The organism is Agrobacterium sp. a22-2, assembly GCF_012276985.1.
In the GTDB taxonomy this organism is placed as follows: Bacteria; Pseudomonadota; Alphaproteobacteria; order Rhizobiales; family Rhizobiaceae; genus Allorhizobium.
Window position 1 is genome coordinate 28,798 of the sequence record NZ_JAAXMM010000013.1, and the last position, 23,442, is coordinate 52,239.

Consider the following 23,442-nt stretch of genomic DNA (forward strand, 5'->3'; position numbering starts at 1 on the left):
CTGGATGAGGCTTGGCGGGCCGGTTCACTCAGCAGCAGCGACTTGGCATCCATCGATGATCCCCCTGATTTCGGCGCGGCAGGAGCCGCAATTGGTTCCGGCAGACAAGGTGGCGCCGATCGCCTCGACCGTGCCGCAACCGGCGCGGACGGCGCTGACGATCTGGTTGACGCCGACGGAAAAACACGAGCAGACGGTGGCGCCCGGATCGGCGCGGCCGGCACCCGGACGGCCGGCCACCACGGCAAAGCGGGTGCGGCTGTCGGCATGGGGTTCGGACAGCTGCCCGATCGCCCAGTTGCGCGACACCGCCACCGGCTGGCTGGCCACGAACAGGGCCAGCAGCAGTTGCTCGCCGACGAAGAAGGCGATGCGGGCATCGCCGCTCATGCGGTCGCTATAGCCAAGGCTCTCGGCCTCGGCCGGCAGGGCGAAATGGGTGCGGCACCAGGCTTCGATATCGTCCAGCGGCGTCTCGAAGGCCAGTTCGACCCGCCATCCACCGTTTGCCTTGGCGAGCGCCCAATAGGGCGTGTCGAGGCCCTGCGGCTTCAAGGTGCTGACGGCAAAACCATAGGCTCCGGCGGCAAAGCGCCTGGCACTGACCGCGACATGTTTGGAGGCCGGTTGGCCCGATACCGGATCGGTGAACGACGGCACCAGCGTGTCGACGCGGGCCCGGGCGGCAAACTCGTCCGTCCAGTGCATCGGCACGAACAGGCCGCCTCTGGCCTGGCGCGGGGTGAGCAGGGCCCGCACGATGACGCGGCCGGTCGGGCTGCCGATCTCGACCAGATCGGCATCGCGAATATCGAGAGCGCGGGCATCGTCCGGGTGGATTTCGGCAAACGGCTCGGCCAGATGGCCGGACAGGCGGGCGCTTTTGCCGGTGCGGGTCAGCGTATGCCAGTGATCGCGCACCCGGCCGGTGTTGAGCACCAAGGGATGGGCTTCAGTCACGCGCACCGGCACCGCGGCATCGACCGCCACGAAGCGCGCCTTGCCATCGGCATGATAGAAGCGGCCATCGGCGAAGAAGCGGGTCTCTTGTGGTCCGGCGCCTGACGGCTGCGGCCATTGGAAGGGGGTGAGCGCCGCAAAGCCGGCGGCATCGATCGCCCCATGGGCGCCGATGTCAAAATCGCGGGTGCCATCATTCTCGAAACCCGACAGAGCGGCATGTTCGGCGAAGATCTCGGCCGGCACGCCGTAGGCGAAGGCCTCGGCAAAGCCCAAACGACGGCCGACCTCGGCCAGCTGCCACCAGTCCGGACGCGCCTCGCCGGGCGCGGGCAGAAAGGCGCGCTGGCGCGAGATGCGGCGCTCGGAATTGGTGACGGTACCGTCCTTCTCGCCCCAGCCGGTGGCCGGCAGCAGCACATGGGCGAGCCGCGTCGTGTCGGTGTCGCGCATGATGTCGGAGACGACGACGAAGGGGCAGGCCGCGATGGCTGCCTTCACGGCATCGGCATCCGGCATCGAGACGACCGGATTGGTGGACATGATCCACAGCGCCTTGATGCGGCCATCGGCGACGGCTTTGAACATCTCGACGGCCTTCAGACCCGGTTTGTCGGCGATCACAGGCGCCTGCCAGAAGCGCTGCACCCGGTCGCGATGCTCGGGGTTATCGAGAGCCATGTGTGCTGCCAGCATATTGGCCAGCCCACCGACCTCGCGTCCGCCCATGGCATTGGGCTGGCCGGTCAGCGAGAATGGCCCCATGCCGGGACGGCCGACGCGGCCGGTGGCCAGATGGCAATTGATGATGGCATTGACTTTGTCGGAGCCGCTCGACGACTGGTTGACGCCCTGGCTGTAGCAGGTCACCACCTTTTCCGTCGTCTCGAACAGCTGAAAGAACTGGCGGATCTGCATGGCCGGCAGGCCTGTCGCCTCGATCAGCTCCACCATGGAGAGCGATGCTGCCGCAAAGGCATCGGCAAAACCCTGGGTATGGGTAGCGATATAGGACTGGTCGAGGGCCGGGCTGGCGGCCAGATGGGCGAGCAAGCCGTTGAACAAGGCGACATCGCCATCGGCTGCCACTGCCAGATGCAGGTCGGCGATATCGCAGGTCATGGTGCGGCGCGGGTCGATGACGACGATCTTCATGGCCGGGCGGGCGGCCTTGGCGGCGGCAATGCGCTGGTACAGTACCGGATGGCACCAGGCGAGATTGGAGCCGGTCAGCACGATCAGATCGGCCAGTTCCAGGTCCTCGTAACAGCCCGGCACCGTGTCAGACCCGAAGGCACGGCGATGGCCGGCGACCGAGGAGGCCATGCAGAGGCGCGAATTGGTGTCGATATTGGCCGAGCCGATAAAACCTTTCATCAGCTTGTTGGCGACGTAATAATCCTCGGTGAGCAATTGGCCCGAGACATAGAAGGTGACCGAATCCGGTCCATGTTCGGCAATGGTCTCGGCAAAACGGGTGGCGACCAGATCCAACGCCTCGTCCCAGCCGACCGGCTGCCCGGCGATTTCCGGGGTCAGCACCCGGCCATCGAGATCGATCGTCTCGGCCAGCGCCGATCCCTTGGAACAGAGCCTGCCGAAATTGGCCGGATGATCCGGGTCGCCCTTGACGGACACGGTGCCCGCATTACCGACGCTGGCAATCACGCCACAGCCGACACCGCAATACGGACAGGTGGTTTTGACCTCAATGGACATGGTTGCTCCGGGTTCAAAGTTCCCCCTCTCCCCGCCTGCGGGGAGAGGGCTGGGGTGAGGGGCGAGCCAGAGGCTCCTCATCCGCCCTTCGGGCACCTTCTCCCCGCAAGCGGGGAGAAGGAACTACTCCGCCGCCTGCAGCAGGCTTTCCAGCGCAATCGACAGCATGCCGCCCTCGTTGCGGACGGGGATGGTGCGGACCGCGCCTTCGTCGGCGCCGAGGGCCTTGCCGGTTTCCAGCGAGATCACCCAGTTGTGCAGCGGACAGGTGACCGATGCGCCGTGGACGATGCCTTGGCTCAGCGGCCCGCCCTTGTGGGGGCAATGGTCCTCTATGGCGAAGACCGCGTTGTCGGCGGTGCGGAACACCGCCATCTTGCCCTCCGGCGTCTTGACGCAGCGTGCACCGCGCAGCGGGATGTCGTCGATATGGCCGATTGCGATCCAATTCATGGGGCTGTCCTTTTTTCGAAAACTGTTCCGGGTGGCCACCCTCCCCTTGAGGGGGAGGGTCGGACCGCAGGTCCGGGGTGGGGTGACGGCCGTGTGCGCCAAGGTCACCCCCACCCGCGCGTTCCGCGCGACCTCCCCCCTCAAGGGGGAGGTAAGAATCACTCCGCCGCCGCCGAATAGCCGACGGTGGCCATGGGCTTGAACTCGTGCTTGTCCTTGCCCGAGACACGTTCCGACCAGGGGTCGACCTGGGCAAACTTCTGGGAGAAGACGAAGCGCTCGTAATAGCCCCGGCGCTTCACCTCGTCGGTCATGATCTGGCGGCGGATCTCGTCCAAGCCGACGCGTTTCGCCCATTTGTAGATGCGCTCGAGATAGCGGGCCTGCTCGCGGTACATCTGGGTGAGCGCGACGATATATTCGAGCGCCTCGTCCTCGGTCTTGACCAGGCCCAGCACTTCCGTGCCCTTGATGTCGAGGCCGGCGGCGCCGGCGAAGTGGATCTCGAAGCCGCTGTCCACGCAGATCACGCCGATATCCTTGCAGGTCGCTTCGGCGCAGTTGCGCGGACAGCCCGAGACGGCGAGCTTCAGCTTGGCCGGCGTCCAGGAACCCCACATGAACTTTTCGATGCGGATGCCGAGGCCGGTCGAATCCTGCGTGCCGAAGCGGCACCAGTCGGAACCGACGCAGGTCTTCACGGTGCGCAGGCCTTTGGCATAGGCCTGGCCCGAGACGAAGCCGGCCTTGCCGAGATCGGCCCAGACGGCGGGCAGGTCTTCCTTCTCGATGCCGAGAAGGTCGATGCGCTGGCCGCCGGTGACTTTCACCATCGGGATCTCGAACTTGTCGACGACATCGGCGATGGCGCGCAGTTCGCTCGCATTGGTCACGCCGCCCCACATGCGCGGCACGACCGAATAGGTGCCGTCCTTCTGGATATTGGCGTGGACGCGCTCGTTGATGAAGCGAGACTGGTAGTCGTCGGCATATTCGTTCGGCCAGTCGCAGACGAGATAATAGTTGAGCGCCGGGCGGCACTTGGCGCAGCCGCAGGAGGTCTTCCATTCCAGTTCCTGCATAACGGCCGGGATGGTCTTCAGGCCCTTGGCCTTGATCAGCCGGCGCACGTCGTCATGGCCAAGCTCGGTGCAACCACACATCGGCTGGACGGCGGCGGGATTGTAGGCATCGCCCAGCGTGATGGTCATCAGCTGTTCGACAAGGCCGGTGCAGGAGCCGCAGGAAGCCGACGCCTTGGTATGGGCGCGGACATCGTCGAGCGAGGTCAGGCCCTTGGAGGTGATGGTCGTGACGATCTTGCCCTTGCAGACGCCGTTGCAGCCGCAGATTTCTGCATCATCCGGCAAGGCTGCAACGGCCGCCATAGGGTCCAGCGGGCTGCCCCCCTGATAGGCCTGGCCGAAAATAAGCGTGTCGCGCATGGCCGCGACATCGGTTCCCCGCTTCATCAGGTCGAAGAACCAGGAGCCGTCCGCCGTCTCACCATAGAGCACTGCACCGATGATGCGGTTTTCTTTCAGGATCAGGCGCTTGTAGACGCCGGCCGTGGCGTCGCGCAGCACGATTTCCTCGCGGCCCTCGCCTTCGGCAAAATCGCCGGCCGAGAACAGGTTGATGCCGGTGACCTTGAGCTTGGTATTGACCACCGAGCCATGATACTCGGCCTGGCCGCCGGTCAGCCGGTCGGCGAGAACCCGGGCCGCCTCATAGAGCGGCGCCACCAGGCCGTAGCAGGTGCCGCGATGCTCGGCGCATTCGCCGAGCGCATAGACGCTCGGGTCAGAGGTCATCATGCCGTCATCGACGACGATGCCGCGATTGACTGCAATGCCCGCCTCCTTGGCAAGGCTCGATGCCGGGCGGATGCCGACCGCCATGACCACCATGTCGGCGGAGATCTGGCGGCCATCCTCCAGTTCGATGCCTTCGACCTTGTCGGTCCCGAGGATCGCCTTGGTATTGGCCTTGGTGATGATCTCGATGCCGCGTTCGGTCAGCGCTTTTTCCAGGAGGTAAGCGGCGGCCGGGTCGAGTTGGCGCTCCATGATCGTCGGCATCAGGTGGATGACGGTGACCTCCATGCCCTGGCGCTTCAGGCCGTAGGCGGCTTCAAGGCCCAGCAGGCCGGCGCCGATGACGATGGCGCGGCCCTTGCCCTCGGCGATTTTCAGCATGTTATCGACATCGTCGAGATCGCGGTAAGCCAGCACGCCCGGCAGTTGATGGCCGGGAACGGGGATGATGAAGGGCAGCGATCCCGTGGCGATCACCAGCCGGTCATAGGAAACGGTGATGCCATTGGCCGAGGTGACGGTCTTGGCAACACGGTCGATGCCGGTGACCTTTGCACCCTTGTGCAGGGTCACGCCGTGGGCGGCATACCAGTCATCATTGTGGATGACGATATCCTCATACGCCTTTTCGCCGGACAGCACCGGCGAGAGCATGATGCGGTCATAGTTGACGCGCGGCTCGGCGTTGAAGATCGTGACCTCGAACAGGCCAGGCGCCCGTTCGAACAGCTCTTCCAGCATGCGGCCCGGGGCCATGCCATTGCCGATGATGACGAGTTTTTCGACCATCAGACTTACTCCGCGGCTTCGACGAAGCGGTGACGTTCGTAGAGGAACTTCAGCACGGCTTCGCGGGATTTGAGATAGGTGCGGTCGGAAGCGAGCGCGATGCGGTCGCGCGGGCGGGCGATCGGCACGTCGAGCACTTCGCCGATCTTGGCGGCCGGGCCGTTGGTCATCATGACGATGCGGTCGGAGAGCAGCACGGCCTCGTCGACGTCATGGGTGATCATGATCATGGTATTGCCGAGACGGGCATGGATTTCCATGACCGCATCCTGCAAATGGGCGCGGGTCAGGGCATCGAGTGCGCCGAAGGGCTCGTCGAGCAGCAGGATTTTCGGCTCCATGGCGAGAGCCCTTGCAATGCCGACGCGCTGCTTCATGCCGCCGGAGATTTCGGCCGGGCGCTTGTCTTTCGCATGCCCCATCTGCACCAGATCGAGATTGCGCATCACCCAGTCGTGGCGCTCGGCCTTCGTCTTGGTGGAACCGAACACTTTGGTGACGCCGATATTGACGTTTTCATAGACGGTGAGCCAGGGCAGCAGAGAATGGTTCTGGAAGACCACCGCGCGTTCGGGACCCGGCGCATTGACCTCGCGGTTTTCCAGAAGCACCACGCCGGAGGATACTTTGGTGAGGCCGGCGATGAGGTTGAGCAGCGTGGACTTGCCGCAGCCGGAATGGCCGATGATCGAGACGAATTCGCCTTTGTCGATGGTGAGGTTGATGTCTTTGAGCACTTCGGCGCGCACACCTGCCCGGTCGAAATGCTTGTCGATATGGTCGAGCTTGAGATAGGCGGTCATATGCTCGTCTCCTCAGTTGGCCGCGGTGCCGCGGGTGATGAAACTGCCGACCGCTGCCACCAGCTTGTCGAGCGCGAAGCCGACGATGCCGATATAGGCGAGAGCGACGATGATGTCGGAGAGCCGCGAGGAATTCCACGCATCCCAGATGAAGAAGCCGATGCCGACGCCGCCGGTCAGCATTTCGGCCGCGACGATGGCCAGCCACGACAAGCCGATGCCGATCCTGAGGCCGGTGAAGATATAAGGGGCTGCCGAGGGCAGCATGATCTTCCAGAAGAACTCGACCTGGTTGAGCCGCAGCACCTGAGCGACGTTGCGGTAATCCTGCGGGATGTTGCGTACGCCGACGGCGGTGTTGATGATGACGGGCCAGATCGAGGTGATGAAGATCACGAAGATGGCCGAGGGATTGGAATTCTGGAAGGCGGCGAGCGACAGCGGCAACCAGGCGAGCGGCGGCACGGTGCGGAGAATCTGGAAGATCGGATCGAGACCGCGCATGGCCCAGACCGACTGGCCGATGACGGCGCCCATCAGCACGCCGCAAATGGCGGCAAGCCCGAAGCCGTAGGCCACGCGTTCCAGCGAGATCAGCACGCGCCAGGCAAGGCCGATATCCTGCGAGCCGTAGTTGAAGAAGGGATAGGCGATCAGATCGAAGCTATCGATCCAGACCTGGCTCGGCGGCGGCAGGCTGGAGCCAGCTTGCGAACAGGTCAACTGCCAGATGCCGAGAAGAGCCATGAGAACCACCAGCGGCGGCAGGACATTGCGGGCGATGGCGGCGGCGATCTTACGGGCATCGTATTTGGCGACCGGGCGGGTCGTCATGCGCACCACCTGGCCTTGCGATGTCGGCATCGGCGCGACGGCGACTGTCTGCGTACGTGCTGTTGCGGGCATGGTTTTGTCCTTAAGGTTCTAGTCATTCGTTGGTATTGGCACCCTCCCCTTGAGGGGGGAGGTGGGTTCGTCGGCAAGATCGGGGCTTTGCCTGGCCCGCCCCTCATCCGGCTGCCGCCACCTTCTCCCCGTGAACGGGGAGAAGGGATTTGCCGCTCCGTGTCCGTCCCCTCGCCCCGCTTGCGGGGAGAGGGTCAGGGTGAGGGGCAATCTTCCCTTACGACGCCGCCTTGATGGTCAGGCTGTCGAGATAGGCGGACGGGTTTTCCGGGTCGAAGACCTTGCCGTCGAAGAAGGTTTCCGGCCCGCGCGACTTGGAGGCCGGGATGTCGGCAGCGGCAACGCCGAGATCGGCGGCGGCAGCGCGCCACAAGTCCTCGCGGTTGACCTGGCCGACCAGCGCCTTGATGTCGGTGTCCGGCGCGAACTTGCCCCAGCGGATGTTTTCGGCGATGAACCAGCTGTCATGGCTCTGGAAGGGATAAGACACGCCGTTGGCCCAGAATTTCATCTCAAGGCCGGTTGCCGTCTCGACGCGGCCGTTGCCGTAGTTGATGTCGCCCTTCAGGCGACCGACGACATCCTTCGGCGGCACGTTGAACCATTGGCGCTTGCCGAGGATGGCGGCCATCTCTTCCTTGTTGTCCATGCTGTCGCACCACATCTGGGCTTCCATCACGGCCATCAGCAGCGCCTTGGCGGCATTGGGGTTCTTCTCGACCCAATCGGCGCGCATGCCGAGCGCCTTTTCCGGGTGACCCTTCCAGATTTCGCCTGTGGTGCAGGCGGTAAAGCCGATGCCCTGGTTGACCAGCTGTTCGTTCCACGGCTCGCCGACGCAGAAGGCGTCCATGTTGCCGACCTTCATATTGGCCACCATCTGCGGCGGCGGCACGACGATGGTGGAGACGTCCTTGTCGGGGTCGATGCCGCCGGCGGCCAGCCAGTAGCGCATCCACAGGTCATGAGTGCCGCCCGGGAAGGTCACGGCGACCTTGACCTCGGTGCCCGCAGCCTTCTTGGCGGCAAAGGCTTCCTTCAGCTTGGAGGAATCGATGCCGACACCGGTCGCGGCATATTCCTTGGCAACCGAAATCGCCTGGCTGTCGTAATTGAGGCGCGCCAGCATGGCCATCGGCACGGGAACGTTGTTCTGGGTGACCTTGCCGGTGTGCATCAGATACGGCATGGGCGACAGGATATGGGCGCCGTCAATACCGTTCGACGCACCGCCGAGCACGAGATTGTCGCGCGTCGCGCCCCAGGAGGCCTGCTTCAGGACTTCGACATCCGGCATGCCGTGCTTGGCGAACAGGCCCTTTTCGGCGGCGATCACCAGCGGCGCAGCATCGGTCAGTGCGATATAGCCGAGCTTGGCGCCGGTGACCTCGGGCGAGGCCACGGCGGCATAGGCGCCGGAGGGCAGCAGCGTGCGGGCGGCAGTGATGACGGCGGCCGTTGCCACCGTCTTGCGCAGGAATTCGCGGCGGGTTGCCAGACAGTCGGTGGCGGCAATCGAAATCGGCTTCATGCTCGGTTCTCCTTCAGAGGGACGGCTCTTGGGTGGCCGTCCGGGTGGCAAGATGTCCGAGGGGAAAAACGAAAAAAGCCGCCAAACTAATCCCGGCCCTTGTTCAGGCTTCGGATATCAGTTTGGCGGCTTTGCCTTGAGCGCCCTTCGTTGGACGCGTCTTATTTGGTAGTCCCCTCTGGACTTGCCTATTAACATGCATAAATCGTGCCAAGATGGCAATAGTTTTTATTATCTTATATTTTCAATGACTTGTGGATTTTGATCATTCTTTGTGCAGTCAGAACTCTCCCGCAGGCGCACAGAAATTGTGCGGCGCCTATATTGTGGGCGCAAGACTGTTCATCCGTTAGGCGATCGCCTGGCTGGCTATATAATCATCAATCCGGTCCGGATCGAAAATCCGGCCATCGAAAAAGCCGTCGGGACCCAACATCAGCCGACCAACCGTGGCGCCGATATATTGCGGGGCGGCGAGCGCACCCTCGACCTTGAGATTGGCACCGGGCATGGCCGCGAAAATCGGCTTCAAGGCCTGGCGGTAGATATCGGGACGATAGGAATCGCGGGCAATCAGCACATTGTTAGGCGAATGGCTGCAATGACCCCAGCGCACCATCTGGCTGTAGAACCACAGGGCATGGCTCTGCCAGGGGAAATTGGCCGCCTTGCGGTCGAGCACGAGGAAATCCTCGACCTCCACCGTCACGTCGGGCGAAACCAGGATGCGGCCGGTCAGTTCGGGCAGCAGAAGCCGGCCCTCGACACCCAGATATTGCCGCGCCGCCATGATGCCGGCCAGTTCCTCGATGTTTTCCGGATTGCCGCACCATTGGGCGGCACGATAGCAGGCTCTCAGCAGCGCATCGAGCGCCGGGCGGTTGGCTTCGCCCCAGCGCTTGGAGACACCCAGCACCTTTTCCGGGCTGTTGCGCCAGATCTTGGACTTGACGGTGACGATGCGGCCGATGTTGCGGTCGACGGATACGGTGTTCCAGGGTTCGCCGACGCAATAGCCGTCGATGCGGTCCATCATCAGCGCGTCCGGCATCAGCGGCGGCGGCACCGCGGCAATCTCGACGTCATGGTCGGGAGAGATGCCGCAGGCGGACAGCCAATAGCGAAGCTCGTAATTGTGGCCCGAATGGAAATGCACGACGGCAAAGCGCAGCATCGGCAGCCCCAAGCGCTTGCGGGCTTCGACCACGGCCTTCAACGCCGCGCCTGCGCCGCGCGGCTCCAGATCGGCCACAAGCCCCTCGCCCAGCATCGCGTCGTAGAGTGCTGTCGACACCGTGATGGCATTGCCGCCGAGATTCAGCGCCATCGGCGTGATGAGCGGCGTCGACAAGGGCGACAGGCCGAGATTGGAGGCGATCGGCATCGGCGCCAGCATATGGGCCGCCTGGAAATGGCCGACGGCGATGCGGTCGCGGATATTGGCCCAGGAGGTTTCCCGGACCAGCTTCAGATCGATTCCTTCATCGCTGGCAAAACCTTTCTCGGCTGCCGTCACGACGACGGCGCTGTCGAACAGCGGCATGAAGCCCAGGGTGATGTCCATCCGGTCCGGCATGGGCCTCAATCCTCCAGCAGGCCGGCCGCCAGAACGAGGCTCTGGGCGATTTCGGCAATCTTGCGGTTCTGTTTCATGGCCGACGAGCGCAGCAGCTTGTAGGCTTCGTCCTCGTTGATCTTCTTGGATTTCATCAGGATGCCCTTGGCCCGCTCGATCAGCTTGCGGTTTTCGAGTTCGGTGCGGGCCTCATCCAGTTCACGAGCCATGCGGGAATAGGCATTGAACCGGCTGATCGCCATATCGAGGATCGGCTTGACCCGTTCCTGCCGCAATCCGTCCACGACGTAGGCCGACACACCCGCTTCGACGGCCGCCTCGATCATGCCCTGGTCGGAGCGATCGACGAACATGGCAATCGGCCGCTTCACCGAGCGGGACAGCTGGAACATGCTTTCCAGCATGTCGCGATTGGGGTTTTCCAGCGAAATGACGATGACGTCAGGAGCCAGCCGCTCGATCTGCCGGGCGACACCGAGCACGTCGCGGATGATGGTGACGTTCAGATGGCCAGCGGCATGCAGGCCCGCCTCGATGATCGACGCGCGCAGAGCATTTTCATCAATCACCAGGATTGTCAGATCAGGGCTCGCCATGGCGCATTCATGGCCGAAATGCTCAGGCCGCGCAACGGGCAAGTTGCGGCCTGCCGTTGTTGATTTCAAGGAGAGGACAAGACATGCAGCGCCGGCGACAAGTGCGTCAGAGCTACTTGATCAGGCCGAGCCGCAGCGCCTTGGCGACCGCCTGGGTGCGATTCACCGTGTCCAGCTTCTTGGTGGCGCGATTCAGGTAGTGGTTGATCGTATGTTCGGACAGCCCGAGGATCTCGGCGATCTCGACGCTGGTCTTGCCGGCTGCCGTCCAGTTGAGGCAGTCGATCTCGCGCTCGGTCAGCGTATCGGTGGCGCGTGTATCAAGGTCGCGGATTTCGGCCAGGCGGTTGTAGATATGGGCCGAGACATAGGTCAGCTCCATCATCTCGATCAGCGTGAACTGCGGGCGATCTCCGGAAAAAGACACCGCGCCACGGGTGCCGGCGGCATCGTGCACCGGGAAATAGGCGCCGTGCGGCATCCTGAAACGATAAAACAGCGTCTTTGATGCCTCCACGGTGCTCGGATCCCGTTCCCGGGCGACGGATTCGACATCGAATTGAAAGGGCGCCGTCGAATTGCGAAGTCGCGTGAGGATGGGACTGCTCGCAAACAACGGGATTTGATCGTATTCAGCCAGCATTTCCGCCGGCCAATTGGTGATGATGGAACTGCTGGACAGGTTGAGCGAGGTCGCCGACGGCAGGTTCATCACCATGAAGGCCCGGGCTCCGAAGGCTTCCGTCAGCCGCTTCATCAACCGAAAGACATCGAACTGCGTCTTGAAGCCGTTTATCTCGGCAATAAAATCTCCAACGGAAGACACCGAGACGGTACTCTCACCTGTCGACATTGACACTTTCCCCAGATCATCACCCACGTTTCATTCGCCTTACATTCTGCGGAAGTTCGCCGCCGCGCCGGCCGAATATAGGTTTCTCCAGCGCGACGCCTCAAAGCGCTTCGACAAGTGTGCATTTCCACTATCGACAGACAGACAGCCTGATTCGCCTTTTAAAGGCCATGACGAATCGGAGATCGTTACTTAAATGACCGTTCGCCGGACGGCTCTAATATTCACAATTTCAAATTCGATATTTTTCCGCCTATTCCTATTCAAAAAATCAGATTCAACACTTGCCGTCCATGATGACGGGAGCAAGGAACGGACCAACTTCTTGATAGACGGGAACAATAGACGGATAATTCGCCGACCGTCCAGCGACCTTATGGATTTTACGGTAAACCCTTGCCAGCTATGATGGCGGTATGGCACGAGCTTTGCGTTGGCATGGCAAGGGGAGATCGCAAGCATGGGTTCGACATTCGCATTTTCGGGACACGTTCTCCTCGACACACGGCACATGCTCGCCGAAGGCCCGACCTATGATTCAGCCACCGACACCGCCTGGTGGTTCGACATCCTCGGCAGGACCCTCACCGAACACGAACTGACCACGGGCCGGACCACGGTTCACCCCCTGCCCGTGATGGGAAGCGTGCTGGCCTTCATCGACCCCGGCCGGCAGTTGCTCGCCAGCGACCAGGGACTGTTCCTGCGCGATGCGGCGACCGGCGAACTGACACTGCATACGGTCCTCGAGCCGGACCGGCCGGACAACCGCTCGAATGACGGGCGGGTTCACCCCAGCGGCGCCTTGTGGATCGGCACGATGGGCCGCACCGCGGCTACGGGCGCCGGCGCGATCTATCATGTTGCCGGAACCACCGTCACCAAGCTCTATGACGCGGTGTCGATTCCGAATTCGATCTGCTTTTCGCCGGACGGCACGATCGGCTATTTCACCGATACCCGCGTCAACAAACTGATGCAGGTGGCACTCGACCCCACCTCGGGCCTGCCGATCGCTCCGCCAAGCGTGCTGGTCGATGGAACGGGCGAGGACGGCGGCTTCGACGGATCGGTCTGCGATGGCGAAGGCACGATCTGGAACGCCCGCTGGGGCGTCGGCGCCGTCGACCGCTACGATGCGTCGGGGCAGCATATGGCGCGCTATCTGGTGCCGGCCCGGCAGACCACCTGCCCGGCCTTCATCGGCCGCGACGCCGGCCGGATGCTCGTCACCTCGGCGACGGAGAATCTCGACGAGGCCGGTCTTGCCGCCGATCCGCTGGGCGGCCGGGTGTTTGATCTGGGAATTTCCGTCAAAGGTAAATTCGACCCGAAATTTCGCCTTTAGGGCTGTTTTCATCCAACCATAAGGTCCTCAAACACCGACAGGCGCCCGAAATGTTCCTTCGGCGCGCAAAAATATATTATGCGTCTTTTTCGGAACGAATGCGCCGCCCGAGCATTTTCCCCTCGAACCGACGCTGCAGGCTCCTTACAGATCCATTGCCAGTCGCGTCATTTCGCAACGCCAATCACCCTTGAAAGGTAGGTTCGAGATGAACAAGACCATTAACACTTTCGCAGCAGCCATTCTGCTCGGCTCCACTGCCATCGCTCCCTTTGCTTATGCTCAGGACGCCACCACCCCGGCCGCTCCGACGACGGAAGCTCCGGCGGCAAAGGGCGTCGCTCCGTCGACCGACACCATGGCACCGGCTGCCACGACGGGTGCGATGAACGACACCTATCTGACCGAACAGAGCACCACGCAGGTCAGCGCCAATGACTTTATCGGCCAGCCGGTCTACAATTCGGCCAACGAGAGCATCGGCGACATCAACGACCTGATCATTGAAGAACAGGGCGGCATCGTCGCAGCGGTTGTCGGCGTCGGCGGCTTCATCGGCATCGGCGAGAAGAACGTCGCCGTTCCGATGTCCAAGCTGACCGTGACCCGTGAAGCCGAAGGCAATGACGTCAAGCTGACGACCATGGAAACGGCCGAAACACTGAAGGCCGCTCCGGAGTTCAAGACGCTGGACGACCAGGCCGATGCTTCGGGTGCCATGACGACACCGACGGACAGCACCACCACCTCGTCGACGGTTACCAAGTAACCTGGAACGCGGGACGTGCATCGGTCCCAAACAGGGCGGCGCTTCGGCGCCGCCTTTGTTCGTTATGAAAACGGCCCGTCATAACAGCACGCAAAAACGCAGCGCGTCGTAGATGCCGGCATGGATATTCCGGCTTTCCACGGCATCGCCGATCCGCACCAGATCGAATGCCGCCTCGGCATTCCTGACCGGCAGCGGTTGCCGCCGGGCGATGAGCGCGGTGTAATCCACCGCTCCCAGATTGCGCGACAGCGGTTTCAGCTCGCGATAGAGATCGTCATTGGCAAGCGTTCCATGTTCGACCACGACCTGTGCCACCCGCCGCTCGACGCGCGTCTGCGCGGAAAAATCCGATCCGAGCGTCGCCACCAGACCGTTGCCCTCCCGCCGCACGGCGACGAGCCGGGTGTTGATCGTGACCCGGACATTGTGTTCGGCAAAAATCCTGGCATAGGGCACATGGTTCATGCCACCCATTTCCGGCGCAAAGAACCGTTCCGGCGACACCACTTCAAGCTCCACCCCGGCCTTGGCCATAAGTTCGGCCGCACTCATGCCCGGATGACCGCCATTGTCGTCGAAGAGGAGTGCCGGGCCTTCCGGCTTGACGGCGCCGGCCAGGATATCCCAGCTCGACGTCACCAGCTCCTCGCCGGCTTCCAGCTCCGGCAACTGGGCGATGCCGCCGGTGGCGATCACCACCAGATCGGGGCTTTCCGCCAGAATATCCTCGGCACCGGCATAGGTGTTGTAGCGGATCGTGACGCCGAGACGCTCCAGCTCAGCCAGCCGCCAGTCGACGATGCCTACCATTTCCTTGCGGCGCGGATTACGGATCAGAAGATTGATCTGGCCACCCGCCTCGCCCGTCGCCTCCAGCACCTCGACCGCATGGCCGCGCTCCGCCAGCACACGGGCAGCCTCGAGCCCCGCCGGGCCGGCGCCGACAACGACCGCCTTGCGCGGCCTTTCCGCCTTGGGAAGGTCGTGCGGGATCAGCGCCTCGCGGCTGGTCGCCGCATTGTGGATACAGAGCGCCTCGCCGCCCTCATAGATGCGATCAAGACAGTAGGTCGCACCGACGCAGGGGCGGATCTCGGCCTCGCGGCCGGCAATGATCTTCTTGACGATATGCGGGTCGGCAATATGGGCGCGGGTCATGCCGACCATGTCGAGCTTGCCCTCGGCAATGGCATGACGGGCCGTAGCAACATCGGCGATGCGGGCGGCATGGAAGACCGGGAATTTGGTGGCGGCGCGGACCTCACCGGCGAAATCGAGATGGGGGGACGCCGCCATGCCCTGGATCGGGATGACGTTGTTGAGCGCCGCATCGTGTTCGATATGGCCGCGGATGATGTTGAGGAAGTCGATATCCCCTGAGGCGGCCAGTCGCCGGGCAATCTCCACGCCCTCCTCTTTCGACAGGCCCTTGTCCCAATCCTCGTCCGCCACCATGCGGATGCCGACGATGAAATCGGCGCCGACCGCCTTGCGCACGGCATCGATGACCATGGTGGAAAAGCGCATGCGGTTTTCGAGACTGCCGCCGAACGCGTCATCACGGCGGTTTGTGGCCGGCGACCAGAAGCCGTCCATCAAATGGCCATAGGCCTCGAACTCGATGCCGTCGAGGCCGGCCGCCTGCATGCGGCTCGCGGCACTGGCATAATCGCCGACGATGCGCTCGATGTCCCAGTCCTCGATCTCCTTGGGAAAATGCCGATGGGCCGGCTCGCGGATCGCCGAGGGCGACAGAACCGGCAACCAGTCGCCCTTGTTCCAGTTGGTGCGCCGGCCGAGATGGGTGAGCTGGATCATCACGGCGGTGCCGTGCTCGTGACAGTCGTCGGCCAGCTTCTTCAGCCATGGCACGATCTCGTCCTTGTAGGCGTGCAGGTTACCGAAGGCGGCCGGGCTATCGTGGGAGACGATGGCAGAACCCGCCGTCATGGTCAGCGCGATACCGCCCTTGGCCTTTTCCACGTGATACAGCCTATATCGATCCGTCGGCATGCCGCCTTCCGAATAGGCCGGCTCATGGGCCGTCGACATGACGCGGTTCTTGAGCGTCAGGTGCTTCAGCTGAAACGGCTGCAGAAGAGGGTCGCGCGACAGATCCATGGTCATTCCTTTTCCAGGCAACCCATGATCGGTCAGGGTGCGCCGTTCAAAAGCGCATCATCGGGCACGTGCCGGCCTCTGGCTATATCCAGAGGCGGCGAGGCCTGTCCGGTCCGCGTCGTTTTTTGAAGAGCGTGTCTGCGTTGCAGCAGCGGCGATCGTGAAGGGTGCGATGCGCCGCGGGATGACAGGTTCAGGCGCTGGCCCGGTCGACCACGGCGAATTCGTGGTAGTGGTTGCTGAGGTAGCGCAAGGTTGCTGCCGCATCGACCGGCTTGCCGTAGTAATAGCCCTGCCCCATGCCGCAGCCAAGCGCCTTCAGCTTTTCCGCCTCGGCGGCCGTCTCGATGCCTTCAGCCACGACCTCCAGTTCGAGGCCGTCGCACATGGTGACGATCGCCTTGATGATATGCTCGGAGGCGCGATCCTTGGTGATCGCCGAGACGAAGGCACGATCGATCTTGACCTTGTCGAAGGCGAAGTCGCGCAGCCGGCCAAGGCTCGACTGGCCGGTGCCGAAATCGTCGAGCGAAATCCGCACGCCAGCGGCGCGCAATTCCGAGATGATGCGCGAGGCCGTCTCGGCCGAGGTCATCACGGCGGTCTCCGTAATCTCCAGCTCCAGCCGCCGCGGATCGAAGCCGACGCCATTGAGGATTGCCAGGGTATTGGCCGTCGTGCAGGGGTCCATCAGCTGCGCCGATGAGAGATTGAAGGACAGGAACAGCTCGCGCGGCCAGGCCAGTGTCGCTTCGGCGGCCTTGCGTAGCAGCGTCTCGGAGAGAGTATCGATGAAGCCGCGCTCTTCAGCCAGCGGCACGAACACCGCAGGCGATACCGACCCGAGATCGGGATCGATCCAGCGGGCCAGCGCCTCGAAGCCGACGACCCGGCCATCGCGCAATTGCACGATGGGCTGGAAATGCACATCGACGGCATCGGCAATGATGGCGTTGCGCAGGGCCTGCTCGATCTGGGTCGCCCGTTTCATTTCCTGGGCGATCTCGCGGGAATAAATGGTGATCTGGCCGCGTCCGCGGCGCTTCGAGCGATAGAGAGCCGTTTCGGCACTCTTCATCAGCTCATCGAAATCGGCACCGGCAAACGGATAGATCGAAAAGCCAAGCGACGCCGACAGGCGCACATTGCGGTCGCCGAGATCATAAGGCGCAGACAGCACGTCCTTGATCATCTGACCGATGCGCTCGGCGCCGACGCGCTCGAACACCAAGGGCAGGATGATGGCGAATTCGTCGCCGTCATGGCGGGTGACGGTGGCGCCATCGGGAATGCAGGCCTTCAGGCGATGAGCGACCTGGCAGAGGATTTCATCGCCGGCCATCGTGCCGAACAGGTCATTGATCGGCTTGAAACCATCGAGATTGGCCAAGGCGACAGTGAAGGGAGCGGGGTCGCTGGCGCGCTCTGCGGCCAGCGAGCGGATCTTGTCGCGCAGGCGATAGCGATTGCCGAGTCCGGTGAGCTGATCGGTATAGGCCATTGCCTGCAGCTCATTCTGGCTGGCTGGCGGCACTGTCGATTCAGCGGGGCCCATTCATCAATCCTAAAAATAAATCAATATCTCATGGATGAAGGATGGGCATGAAATCTTAAAAAAATCATAGCAATTCCGTAGCCTTGACTACAGGTTCTAACCCGTGAATTAGGGGGTTGACAGTGTTTTGTCAGGGCGCGAGGCCGAAACCTTCGGCCTGCAGGAACCGGTCGAGAAGGATTTCGATGGCGTCCGGGCTCAGCGGCTTCAGGATGACATCGTTCATTCCGGCCGCCAGGCATCTGGCCCGATCGTGATCGAAAGCCGGAACGAGCACGCCGACGATCGGGGTTTGACGCCCGGTGTGCTTCTCCTGCTCGCGAATGGTGCGGCAGACCTCCATGCCGTTGATATCGGGCAAGGAGACATCGAGCAGCATCAGGGGCGGCTGAAGCTCTTCCCAAAGCCGCAGGGCCTCGCTACCCGTTGCGGCGATCCGGTAACGGCGGCCGAGGCCTTCGAGGATCTGCGAGAAGACGATCTGGTTGATCTCGTTGTCCTCGACCACCAGCACCTCGATACCCTCCGCCCCTGCCGGGGCCGGCGTGTCGGCACCGGTGGAGATTTCCCAGTCATCGGCCGTCGGCAGTTGGGTCCCTTCGGTCTTGCTCAGGTGTTCGCTGACCAGGAAGGCAAGATCCGTGTCGAGCTGAAAGGCGTCCAGCGTCAGGACGTCGATACCATATTGTTCGGCAAGCTCAAGGCAGGCGAGGTCCATCTGATTGTCGACGACCACGAGATCGAGAGCGACATCGACGGACTTGGCGACGCTTAAGAAGGCCTGCTGCTCGACTTCGCTGCGCACCGAACAGGAATCGATGCCAAGGCGGGTCAGGACCTTGAGGCTCTTGGCTTCAAAATCGGCATCGGCGGTGACAAGCAGCACCTTGCGCCCGGAAAAGCCCATGGACGGCCGCGGCAATCTGCGTTCGTCCATGGCACGGACCGGTGAGAGGTCCTGCAGCGACGGATTGGCGATCGAGGATGGGACAGCAGGGCGGCCATCGGCAGACGAATGCTCCCTGACCTCGTCGATGCTGGTGACCAGGAAATACCGGCCCGGCTTGCCGACGCGCTGGCTGCGCACGATGACCTGTCTTTGCCCGCCGTCGCGACCCCTCAGATGCTCGATCGACAGGGCCGGCACGCCGGTATCGAGAACATGCCGGTCGGCCATCTCAAGCCGGGCGGCGAGATCCGCATCGAACACTTCGGCGCCGGAGCGACCGAGAATGGCCTCGGCACCGGCGCCCAGCAGGGTGCAGAGCAGCTTGTTGACGGCAACCATGTTGAAGTTGCGATCCTTGACGAAGATCGGATGCGGAAGATTGTCGAGGATCTCCTCGGTCAGCTGGACGCGCTCCAGATCGGCGCGCCATTGCTCCTCGCGCTTCTTCTGATCGCTAATGTCGGTGACCACGCAAATGCCGTAGCCGGATGGCAGGCGCCGCTTGGCGAGCCGGATCCAGCGGCCGCGCTGGTCGCGCTCCTGCGTCTCGGACCGTTCGCGCCAATGGGCGGCAATGCGCTCGGCCAGCCATTCCTCGCGGCCGGGCAAAGGGTTGCCCGAGGCGGCGAAGCTCTTGCGGATGGCGTGATCGTAGACGGCGCCCAGAAAATCGCGCAGGCGCGTACCGGCCGTCAGGAAGGCTGCGGGAACCGGAAAATAATGGAGGGCGAGGCGATTGGCGTAGAGGATCTGGTCGTTCTTGTCATAGACGATGATGGCCGAGGAGAGCGCATCGCAAACCGCATCCAGCAGAGCCGGTTGGATGGCTGTGTCGATTGACGGCGTTTCATCCATCAACAGGCTCCCGTCAAGCCTTCCCTCTGCCGAGGCCGGTGCAAATTCTCTCACAATACCGCCTCAAACGACCCGTGCAGGCGCGTTACCGCTTGCAGCCCCATGCATAGCTTGCAGACCAGAAAACATGCTGGATGCCGAACTTGATGCAACAAAGCGGCTGTCAATTTGCGTGACGGCTTCCAGCCTGCCGTCACAAACCACCGGTTATCAGCTTCAATTACATGATCATTTCAAGTTAAGGGTCAAATTAGCGGGTTTCCCTTAAGGCGATCTTAATGGCAAACAACCGGAATTTGCAGCGCGAATAAATACCAGCCTGCCTCAGTTCGCCCTTTCCATGGCGGGCCGAATCCGGGAAAATGGCGGGATGAACATCAAACAACTGCCCGAGACCCTGATCAACCAGATCGCTGCCGGCGAGGTCATCGAACGACCGGCCAGCGCAGTGAAGGAATTGATCGAAAACGCCATAGACGCCGGCGCCAGCCGTATCGAGATCGCCACGTCAGGCGGGGGCAAAAGCCTGCTGCGGGTGATCGACAACGGATCGGGCATGAGCGAGGCGGACCTTGAACTGTCGGTCCGGCGCCATTGCACGTCGAAACTCTCGTCCTCGCTCAGCGATATCAGGAGCCTCGGTTTTCGTGGCGAGGCCCTGCCCTCGATCGGTTCCGTCGCCAAGCTGTCCATTTCTACCCGCCGTGCCGACAGTGCCGGCGGGGCGCAGATCGCCGTCGAAGGCGGCCGGCTGACGCCGGTTCGGCCGGTGGCGGCCAATCCCGGCACCATGGTCGAGGTGCGCGACCTGTTCTTCGCGACGCCGGCGCGGCTGAAATTCCTGAAAACCGAAAAGGCGGAAAGTGCGGCGATCACCGAAGTGGTCAAGCGCATGGCGATCGCCTTTCCGCAGATCCGTTTCGTGCTGTCGGGCAGCGACCGCTCGACGCTGGAATTCCCGGCAACCGGCGACGATCACCTGGCCCGCATCGCGCAGGTGCTGGGCGCCGATTTCCGCGACAATGCGATCGCGCTCGATGCGGTGCGCGAGGATGTGGCGCTCGGCGGCTTTGCCGGCATTCCGACCTTCAACCGCGGCAATTCGGCCCATCAATATGCCTTCGTCAACGGCCGGCCGGTGCAGGACAAGCTGATCCTCTCGGCGCTGCGCGGCGCCTATGCCGAGACCGTGCCGCACGGGCGCTTTCCGGTCGCGGTGCTGTCGATCACGCTTGATCCGGCGCTGGTCGACGTCAACGTGCACCCGGCCAAATCGGATGTCCGGTTTCGCGACCCCGGCCTCATTCGCGGCCTGATCGTCGGCGCGGTGCGCGAGGCGCTCAACCGCGAAGGCGACCGCGCCTCGACCACCGGCGCCGGCGGCATGCTGCGCGCCTTCCGCCCCGGCTTCCAGCCGAGTGCGCGACCGGACGCGGCAGGCTGGAATGCCGCCACGTCACCCTACCGACCGTTTTCCGCCACGCCGACTGCGGGCTTCGGTGAGGCGCAGCAGGCCGGCTTCGAGACCATGGCGATGCCGACGGCGCGCACCGAGAGCGTGACGAGCCCCGAGCCGTCGCGCAGCGAGCCGGGACAGCAGTATCCGCTGGGGGCTGCCCGCGCGCAGGTTCATTCCAACTATATCGTCGCGCAGACCGGCGACGGCCTTGTCATCGTCGACCAGCATGCCGCCCACGAACGGTTGGTGTTCGAGGACATGCGCAAGGCGCTGACCGGACGGCGGCTGCCGTCGCAGGGATTGCTGATCCCCGAGATCGTCGACTTGGCCGAGGAGGATTGCGACCGGCTGATGGGTCATGCCGAGAGCTTCGAGCAGATGGGGCTTGCCATCGAGCGGTTCGGTCCCGGCGCCATTGCCGTTCGCGAGACGCCGGCCATGCTGGGCGAGGTCGACGTGCAGGGCCTGCTGCGGCAACTGGCCGACGAGATTGCCGAATGGGATACGGCGGGCGGCCTGTCGGCCAAGCTCGAATATGTCGCCGCCACCATGGCCTGCCACGGCTCGGTGCGCTCCGGCCGCATCCTGCGGGTCGAGGAGATGAACGCGCTGCTGCGGCAGATGGAGCAGACGCCGGGCTCCGGCCAGTGCAACCACGGCCGGCCGACCTATGTGGAGCTGAAGCTGTCCGACATCGAGCGGCTGTTCGGCCGCAGCTGAAATTTCTGGAAATCCGCAGCGCCAACGTTTATTGCAGTCTGATGACGGCAGCAGGAGCAAGATATGAACCGGTTTGAAGGCGGCGGCAACCGCGAGGCGAAGGTCAGGTATCTCGATGCCGACTTCCAGATCCTGTCGCCCGGCTCCTATGTCGTCTGCGCCATGACCGGCAAGCCGATCCTGATCGACGAGCTGAAATACTGGAGCGTCGCCCGCCAGGAACCCTATGCCGACGCCTTGGCCTCGTTCGAGGCGGAAAAACGCGCCGGCGCCCTGCCCTCGCAACAGCCGCGCTGATCGGCGGCTGGGGTCTGGTCGAGTCCTGAGCTAGGGCAAAGCGGCTTGGCTGTTGACCAGAAAATCCCCTCCCAAACACTCCCCACAAGGGGAAGGGCTTAACCCAGCCGCACCTTCTATGGATAAAAGCGAGTGGGTTCGTCCGGGTCTTCTCGCCCCTTGTGAGGGTTGAGGAACGGTCCGCGCAGCGGAGCAATCGATCCAGTGAATCGATTTCAGTGACGAACGCCGGCAGGCCAGAGAGGGTCTTTTTTCATGCCGTTGCCCTGCCTCTAAGATCAGCCGATCAACTGGAAACTTTGGCAGACGTCCGCAGGCGGCGGGCGCGACAGGCTTCGATGGCGCGGTCGAGAATGGCGTCCGGCGCGTGGCGATCGTCAAAGACCATCTCCACCTCGACCACCCGGCAGCGGGCGATGAGTTCACCGGCGCGGCCATGGGCGCCCTTGAGACGCACGAAATCCTTGGCGGTGGTCACCAGCGTCAGGTCGTGCTCGGCGGAATAGTCCAGAAGCTCGGCGATCTCGTCCTCGCTCAGATGCTGATGATCGCCGAACGAGCGATGGGCGGCGATATCGGCACCGAGGCTTTCCAGGGTGCGGTGGAACTTGGCCGGATCGGCAATGCCGGCGAAGGCCATGACCCTGACGCCCTTAAGGTCGGCGCTGTCGCGCGGCTCAAGGGTGGCGACGAACACCGTCTTGCCGGCCCTTGCCGCCTGGCGCACCAGTTTGTCGGCGGCATTGCCGTTGCCGACCTTCAGAATGGCCGACAGGCAAGCCATCTGGCGGCGCAGCGGGGCGCGCACCGGGCCGCCCGGGACGATATGGCCATTGCCGATACCGCGCATGGTGTCGATCACCACCAGGGCATAATCGATCACCAGCCGGGCGCTCTGAAAGCCATCATCCATGATGATGATATCGGCGCCTTCCTTGACGAGGCGGTCAGCGCCGGCGGTGCGGCGGCGGGAAATGACGGTGAGCGCCTCTCGGGCGAGCAACAGCGGCTCATCGCCGACATCCGCAGCGCGGTGATGATCAGGGTCGACGACGGTCGTGACATCCAGAAGACCGCCGTAGCCGCGGCTGAGGAAACCGGGCTTCAGGCCTTTGGCCTTGGCGGCGCGGGCCAGCGTCAGTGCGGTGGGCGTCTTGCCGGCACCGCCGACGGTGAAATTGCCGACGCAGACGACCGGCACGCTAACCGCATGGCGATTGCCTTTCACCATCCGGTAACCGGCGACCCGCCCGTAGACGAAGGAGAGCGGCGACAGCAGCCAGGCGCGCCAGTCCGCCTTTCTCCACCAGAACGGCGGCGCTTCCGAAATCATCGCTTGGCATCCCCTCCGGCCAGTATTCGG

Annotated in this window: 17 protein-coding genes; 4 read left to right on the forward strand and 13 right to left on the reverse strand. The window is 63.2% G+C overall.

Annotated elements, in window-relative coordinates:
- Positions 1-24 precede the first annotated feature (24 nt).
- The 9 genes from HFC70_RS19495 to HFC70_RS19535 form a co-directional block, all read right to left on the reverse strand.
- Positions 25-2,679, reverse strand: coding sequence for a nitrate reductase (locus HFC70_RS19495; protein ID WP_168474963.1), 2,655 nt, complete (start codon positions 2,677-2,679; stop codon positions 25-27).
- A gap of 123 nt (positions 2,680-2,802) precedes the next feature.
- The gene (gene nirD / locus HFC70_RS19500; RefSeq protein WP_168474964.1) at positions 2,803-3,132 is read right to left on the reverse strand and encodes a nitrite reductase small subunit NirD; all 330 of its coding nucleotides are present in this window, start codon (positions 3,130-3,132) and stop codon (positions 2,803-2,805) included.
- A 158-nt stretch (positions 3,133-3,290) separates the two neighbouring features.
- Positions 3,291-5,738 (reverse strand): nitrite reductase large subunit NirB, encoded by a 2,448-nt coding sequence (gene nirB, locus HFC70_RS19505; protein ID WP_168474965.1) that lies wholly within the window; start codon positions 5,736-5,738, stop codon positions 3,291-3,293.
- A gap of 5 nt (positions 5,739-5,743) precedes the next feature.
- Positions 5,744-6,541: an ABC transporter ATP-binding protein gene (locus HFC70_RS19510; protein WP_168474966.1), complete on the reverse strand. Its 798-nt coding sequence runs from the start codon at positions 6,539-6,541 to the stop codon at positions 5,744-5,746.
- Between the two features lie 12 nt (positions 6,542-6,553).
- The gene (gene ntrB / locus HFC70_RS19515; protein ID WP_168474967.1) at positions 6,554-7,447 is read right to left on the reverse strand and encodes a nitrate ABC transporter permease; all 894 of its coding nucleotides are present in this window, start codon (positions 7,445-7,447) and stop codon (positions 6,554-6,556) included.
- A 217-nt stretch (positions 7,448-7,664) separates the two neighbouring features.
- Positions 7,665-8,978, reverse strand: a complete 1,314-nt coding sequence (locus HFC70_RS19520) for a CmpA/NrtA family ABC transporter substrate-binding protein (protein ID WP_168474968.1) — start codon at positions 8,976-8,978, stop codon at positions 7,665-7,667.
- Between the two features lie 349 nt (positions 8,979-9,327).
- Positions 9,328-10,554 carry a CmpA/NrtA family ABC transporter substrate-binding protein gene (locus HFC70_RS19525; protein WP_168474969.1) on the reverse strand — a complete coding sequence of 409 codons (1,227 nt, stop codon included), beginning with the start codon at positions 10,552-10,554 and terminating at the stop codon, positions 9,328-9,330.
- 5 nt (positions 10,555-10,559) lie between these two features.
- Positions 10,560-11,150: an ANTAR domain-containing response regulator gene (locus HFC70_RS19530; protein WP_168474970.1), complete on the reverse strand. Its 591-nt coding sequence runs from the start codon at positions 11,148-11,150 to the stop codon at positions 10,560-10,562.
- Between the two features lie 112 nt (positions 11,151-11,262).
- Positions 11,263-12,003 carry an autoinducer binding domain-containing protein gene (locus tag HFC70_RS19535; RefSeq protein WP_168474971.1) on the reverse strand — a complete coding sequence of 247 codons (741 nt, stop codon included), beginning with the start codon at positions 12,001-12,003 and terminating at the stop codon, positions 11,263-11,265.
- A 460-nt stretch (positions 12,004-12,463) separates the two neighbouring features.
- Between HFC70_RS19535 and HFC70_RS19540 the strand changes: the two genes are divergently transcribed.
- Together HFC70_RS19540 and HFC70_RS19545 are read left to right on the forward strand one after the other, a co-directional pair.
- Positions 12,464-13,351 carry an SMP-30/gluconolactonase/LRE family protein gene (locus HFC70_RS19540; protein WP_168474972.1) on the forward strand — a complete coding sequence of 296 codons (888 nt, stop codon included), beginning with the start codon at positions 12,464-12,466 and terminating at the stop codon, positions 13,349-13,351.
- 208 nt (positions 13,352-13,559) lie between these two features.
- Entirely contained in the window at positions 13,560-14,120 is a 561-nt protein-coding gene (locus HFC70_RS19545; RefSeq protein ID WP_168474973.1) for a PRC-barrel domain-containing protein, read from the forward strand.
- 78 nt (positions 14,121-14,198) lie between these two features.
- Here the strand turns inward: HFC70_RS19545 and HFC70_RS19550 are convergent, their stop codons facing one another.
- The 3 genes from HFC70_RS19550 to HFC70_RS19560 form a co-directional block, all read right to left on the reverse strand.
- Positions 14,199-16,250: an NADH:flavin oxidoreductase gene (locus tag HFC70_RS19550; protein ID WP_168474974.1), complete on the reverse strand. Its 2,052-nt coding sequence runs from the start codon at positions 16,248-16,250 to the stop codon at positions 14,199-14,201.
- A gap of 187 nt (positions 16,251-16,437) precedes the next feature.
- Positions 16,438-17,799 carry a bifunctional diguanylate cyclase/phosphodiesterase gene (locus tag HFC70_RS19555; protein WP_168474975.1) on the reverse strand — a complete coding sequence of 454 codons (1,362 nt, stop codon included), beginning with the start codon at positions 17,797-17,799 and terminating at the stop codon, positions 16,438-16,440.
- A gap of 130 nt (positions 17,800-17,929) precedes the next feature.
- Positions 17,930-19,603, reverse strand: a complete 1,674-nt coding sequence (locus tag HFC70_RS19560; RefSeq protein ID WP_168474976.1) for a response regulator — start codon at positions 19,601-19,603, stop codon at positions 17,930-17,932.
- 370 nt (positions 19,604-19,973) lie between these two features.
- Here HFC70_RS19560 and mutL point away from each other — a divergent pair, with 370 nt between their 5' ends.
- Both mutL and HFC70_RS19570 read left to right on the forward strand, forming a co-directional pair.
- Positions 19,974-21,782, forward strand: coding sequence for a DNA mismatch repair endonuclease MutL (gene mutL / locus HFC70_RS19565; protein ID WP_168474977.1), 1,809 nt, complete (start codon positions 19,974-19,976; stop codon positions 21,780-21,782).
- 63 nt (positions 21,783-21,845) lie between these two features.
- Positions 21,846-22,079, forward strand: a complete 234-nt coding sequence (locus HFC70_RS19570; protein WP_168474978.1) for a DUF2093 domain-containing protein — start codon at positions 21,846-21,848, stop codon at positions 22,077-22,079.
- Positions 22,080-22,365: 286 nt separating this feature from the next.
- Here HFC70_RS19570 and lpxK read toward each other — a convergent pair whose 3' ends face one another.
- Entirely contained in the window at positions 22,366-23,412 is a 1,047-nt protein-coding gene (lpxK, locus tag HFC70_RS19575; RefSeq protein ID WP_168474979.1) for a tetraacyldisaccharide 4'-kinase, read from the reverse strand.
- Positions 23,413-23,442: the final 30 nt, after the last annotated feature.